Source organism: Peribacillus sp. (genome assembly GCF_059453735.1).
This window is the reverse complement of sequence record NZ_JAZVJO010000215.1, coordinates 1-1,862: the sequence shown is the minus strand read 5'-3', so window position 1 is coordinate 1,862 and position 1,862 is coordinate 1. Positions and strand designations below refer to the sequence as shown.

The following is a 1,862-nucleotide window of genomic DNA, read 5'->3' as shown; positions in this document are numbered from 1 at the left end:
CTTATTTAGCTCAGGATCTGGGAAAAGATTGAGTGTCTTAAAATCAGATTGTTCAATTTTCCCTTTATAGAATAGAGAAATCACCTCTGCATAATCCCATATGGTCGTCTGCACAACAAGGTCTTCCAACTTCTTATCCAGATGAAAGTGAATAATTTCTTTTTCAGCTATTGAGAAAGAATTTTCATCGTTCAATTCATCTTTAATATATTGCGTCACCATCCTGATGTTAAATGGCATCCCCTTGCTTTGCAGGTCTTTACTTCCACCTTGGATACTATCTAAGGAAAGATGCGACATACTGATTAGAGCTGTATTAACGCCTTCACCAGATTGTTCACTAACTAGATTTCGAATCGTCACTAAATAATCTGGTGTCACTCCATTAATGGTGGCTGCAATAATGACCCGGATACCATGGATATCAAGATAGAAAGTCTCATAGGGAGACCCATGTTTGTGCTGGTATATAAAAGGGTGGGCAATATCAGATGATTTAAGAACGGAATAAAAATCCCGGACATTGTCCAATTCATCAAACTGCAAAAAATACCTTTCTCCAGCCTTCACTTTCTCTTGCTTTAAATAGTCTATGAGTTTTTTTGCCATATAGTTATAGAATTGGTTTAACATATTGAGCATCTCCACTATCACTTTTTTTCTCGATTAAGTTTAATTTATTTAACAGTTCAACGATTGACTCACGAGAATAACGATCGAAGTATACACCTCTTTTTTCATACTCAATGAATAATTGCTTCAGAGATATTTTCTCATACTTAACAGAAATGGCTGTTAACAGCAATAAAAAGTCTTGGGTGACATTTAAGGTATGTCCTAAAGAGCCCCTTGTCTTCAAGAAATACAAACGACCGATTTCTGTCAATGCTAGTGCATATCTGCTTTTTGGTCCTTGCATGGATCCTTTTTCGTAGGCCTTTACAATTTGATGGTGTAGGATATGCGTGCATTGTTCTAAGTTAGCTGCCTCATCTATTCCCTCAGTTGAACCGATGGCCACATCCGAATACTCCACTATCCATTCATTAAAAGACGCTACGATTTCCTTCTGCTCTACTTCATCTAATTCCTTAAATTTATCCATCAACTCTGCATAGTGTAGATTCTTGGTACCCATTAAAATATTTAATTGTTCTAATGTATTGATATGGATCAATAATCTTCGAGCTGATTCAAGGATTGTCTTAAATCCTTTCGTGACCGCCAGCCTGCTTCGATTAGAATTTTCCCAGTCGACATTGTAGTATAGAGGTGTAGGAGTTGTCGGTTCCATATTCTCAAACTGATTTAACTTAAGGGTAAATTGGGTTACAGAGTAAAAATAATAATAAGCGATAAAGAGATTAATATGAGAAATAAAAAACTCTCGATTTCCTACAAGGAAGGACAAATCTTCCTTGAATACCGATTCAACATAGGTAAATGCAGGGGCATATTTGTTACCAGCCTCACCCTTCGGTAATTCAGGCAAATTAGAACAAATCAGTCGTGTTAACACGTGCTCTTTATCCGTCAAAGCCATAATACCTCGAAGGTCCTCACTATCTCCCAGCAAGGAATCAACTATATACTGGGCGATATCCTTTTCACCAACAGCTTCCTTATTAGAGGATAGAGAAATATAATTGAAAATGAGTGGATGGAACATACGCATCGCGGAAGATTGACCAAGGTATGATGCCAGAATCCCTTGTAAAGCCGGCTTATCTTCCGTATTGATTTCAACTTTACTGGTTATCTCCTCAATCAAACTTTCAACATCCAGGTTGTCATTGAGCTGAGTACCCTCTAACTTACGAAAAATTTCACCCAGTATAGGGTCAAATCCATTTCCGAACTTG

The 1,862-nt window shown here is 37.4% G+C and carries 1 protein-coding gene and 1 pseudogene; both read right to left on the bottom strand.

Going from position 1 to position 1,862, the window contains the following annotated elements; genetic code table 11:
* Positions 1-633, bottom strand: a pseudogene (locus AC52RT_RS06720) (DNA phosphorothioation-dependent restriction protein DptH); the annotation flags it as partial.
* A partial coding sequence (dptG, locus tag AC52RT_RS06715) for a DNA phosphorothioation-dependent restriction protein DptG (protein WP_495540030.1) occupies positions 614-1,862 on the bottom strand: 1,249 nt, incomplete at its 5' end. The pseudogene AC52RT_RS06720 and the gene dptG, both read right to left, overlap by 20 nt.